Source organism: Anabaena sp. FACHB-83, from assembly GCF_014697485.1.
GTDB lineage: Bacteria > Cyanobacteriota > Cyanobacteriia > Cyanobacteriales > Nostocaceae > Nostoc_B.
The window spans coordinates 1-2,600 of sequence record NZ_JACJRY010000112.1 but is presented as its reverse complement, the minus strand read 5'-3'; the positions used below and the strand labels follow the sequence as shown (position 1 = coordinate 2,600).

Sequence of the window (2,600 nt, the reverse complement as noted above, 5' to 3'; positions counted from 1 at the left end):
GGAGGAACCCCGCACCTAGATGTGTAATCAGTTGTCCTAGCAATAGATAAGCTAGGCTAACCGTCCCGTAGGCTTTTCAGCCTTCTTTAGATTAAACGAATCGCACCATGATACTGTCAAGGTAATTATCAAGATGAATGATGAAGCAGGCAGTCCAGTTTTACCTAGACATTACCTAGATATGAGCAATACAGGGAAAACAAAGAAGCTGGCATCTTTTAACTGTGACCAAAAGATGTGGGAGCAGTTTATCGCCCGTTGCCAGGAAAAAGGCACAACAGCAACAGCCACGCTCACCCGATTTATTGAACTCTACCTAGATGGTTCCATTGATGACCTTGATGCAATTGCTGGTAATGAAGATGAAGATAAACGTCTGGACTCTTTAGAACAAAAAATTGAAGAGATAACAGCCCGAATGACACAGCTAACTGAGGCGATTCTTAAAATTCAAAATCATCTCAATAATCAACCAAAACGGCGCAATAACTCATACAACAATAATTCCTACTATCAAGGGCAAACTCCAAGAATCCAACCGCTAACGGAAGAAAATTTAGCTACCAGACTTAATGTAAATGCACAAACTATACGTGAGCAGCGAGTTAATCTACCACCACCGCTTTTTGTGGCATGGTGCAAGGGCAAGGATAGAGGAGGGTTAGGCTGGGAATTTAACGAAAGTACAGGACTATATCATCCTGTGAGTTAGTTTACAGATGCGGGTAGGGATGCGATCGCCCACTTCAAAAGTTGAAATCAAACTTAGTGAAAGTCTGAAAATACAATCAAAAATGCTGAAGTGAGATAAATCAGTAATTAAGAGAACGAAAATTTATGGTAAACCGTCGTTTTTGGGGTGTAGCTGCTTTAGTGGCGCTCTTTGTTGGGTGTACGCCTGCTCATTCCCAATTGCCACCATCAACCGAACTTTCGCCATCAATAAGTGTGCATTTGCTCTTGGGAAATCCTAGCAGTGCAACGCCAACGAATATCACACCTGACAACTACTTAATGGTAAAGAATCAGTATGCACTTTCCTACAACCGAAGCAAAGGAACTGCCAACTGGGTAGCTTGGCAGCTTAACTCCTCATGGTTGGGAGATGCAGAGCGCCAAGATAACTTCCGCGCGGACAACACATTACCTGCGGGTTGGTTACGGGTAACTCCTTCTATGTATTCTGGGAGTGGTTATGATAGAGGGCATATTGCACCTTCAGCAGACCGCACTAAAACAACAGAAGATAATGCGTCCACTTTTTTAATGACAAACATGATGCCCCAAACACCTGACAATAACCGCAACACTTGGGGCAATTTAGAAGATTATTGTCGAGAATTGGTAAGCCAAGGTAAAGAACTTTATATTGTCGCTGGCCCTAGTGGTAGTCAAGGTGAACCCCTAAAAGGTAAGGTAACAGTTCCTAAATCTACTTGGAAGATTGTTGTCGTACTAGATAATCCTGGTTCTGGGATTAATGGTATTACTGCTAATACTCGTGTTATAGCAGTTAATATTCCCAATGAGCAAGAACTAAATAATGACTGGAGGGCTTATAAGGTGAGTGTTGACCAATTAGAACAACTCACTGGCTACGATTTTCTCTCCTTAGTTTCGCCAAATATTCAAGAAGTGATTGAAAGCAAAGTCGATGAAAGCAAAGATTAGAGAGAGAACTATTAACTAAACTGTCTGAGCCGCCGAAGGGTTTAAAATAATATAAATAGTCAAATCCAAACCTTTAAGAAATAATACTAAATAACAGTAAAAAATCTTGATTATTATCATACGTAATCGTGCCACTCCCGCACAAATAGAACAGATGCTTGAGGAGCAGAAATTTTATATTAAACTGGCTGTGGACATAGAACGCCGTATTCTGGCTGGCGGCGGTGAAATGCACTACTTTTGTGAACAAGCATTGCTTGAGGATGGCAGCTCTCAAAAGAATATCTGGGGAGCTGGCTTTATGCCTATTAATCAGAAAATCAGCTATGATTCTCTAATTAATATTCGCCCTAGTCAGGGTAATCGTTCAATGGAGATTTTAGACGCTACCATTAGAGAACAAGTTGCCCAAATTATTACAGAGTTACTAGGTAATGTATGACTGACTGGACTAAAAAACAAGAACGCTTCCTGCAATATAATATCCCTACTCGCTTGGGTCACTTAGCTACAAATTTAGCCCGAATTAAATCTTTTTGTGACGATGTAACGCCTGAAGATGCAGTTGCCAGTCTTTTAAAAGAAAGCTTGTATTTTATCGAGTGGACTGTTCCTAATATGGTGCAAATAGACATTGACCAAGCATCTGAGATAGTGGACTTGGGACGGACTCTAACACGTTGGCTATTTAACTGGGAAAAAATTAGGTCTGATGCTACAGCTTTAATCCAAGTTCACACTGAAGTTAGCTTGTGGTCGCAGCGTGTTTTGGATATGTCGGGATTGTTATCAGAATCAACGGCGATTAGCTACAGCGGGGTGTAGCAAAGTAGGTCTATGATCGGTCGCATCGCTTTTTCTCACTCAGGTATAGTTGCAGTTTCTCAAAAGTGGGAGCGCAATTATTGTAAGGCTGCTTGAATCAACCT

4 protein-coding genes are annotated in these 2,600 nt (G+C 41.2%); all 4 read left to right on the top strand.

Going from position 1 to position 2,600, the window contains the following annotated elements:
• The first annotated feature begins 181 nt into the window (after positions 1-181).
• A complete protein-coding gene (locus H6G79_RS36225) occupies positions 182-712 on the top strand; it encodes a hypothetical protein (protein WP_190595340.1) in 531 nt (176 codons plus the stop codon).
• A 125-nt stretch (positions 713-837) separates the two neighbouring features.
• Complete coding sequence (locus H6G79_RS36220; protein ID WP_190595339.1) at positions 838-1,671, top strand: DNA/RNA non-specific endonuclease; 834 nt, start codon at positions 838-840, stop codon at positions 1,669-1,671.
• A 106-nt stretch (positions 1,672-1,777) separates the two neighbouring features.
• Positions 1,778-2,113: a DUF5674 family protein gene (locus H6G79_RS36215; RefSeq protein WP_277877413.1), complete on the top strand. Its 336-nt coding sequence runs from the start codon at positions 1,778-1,780 to the stop codon at positions 2,111-2,113.
• Entirely contained in the window at positions 2,110-2,496 is a 387-nt protein-coding gene (locus tag H6G79_RS36210) for a hypothetical protein (protein ID WP_190595338.1), read from the top strand. Before H6G79_RS36215 ends, H6G79_RS36210 begins: the two co-directional genes overlap by 4 nt.
• Positions 2,497-2,600: the final 104 nt, after the last annotated feature.

Excerpts from the sequence above, each read along its gene's own strand:
- H6G79_RS36225 (WP_190595340.1), top strand. The coding sequence starts at position 182 with ATGAGCAATACAGGGAAAACAAAGAAGCTGGCATCTTTTAACTGTGAC.
- H6G79_RS36210 (WP_190595338.1), top strand. The coding sequence starts at position 2,110 with ATGACTGACTGGACTAAAAAACAAGAACGCTTCCTGCAATATAATATC.
- H6G79_RS36220 (WP_190595339.1), top strand. The coding sequence starts at position 838 with ATGGTAAACCGTCGTTTTTGGGGTGTAGCTGCTTTAGTGGCGCTCTTT.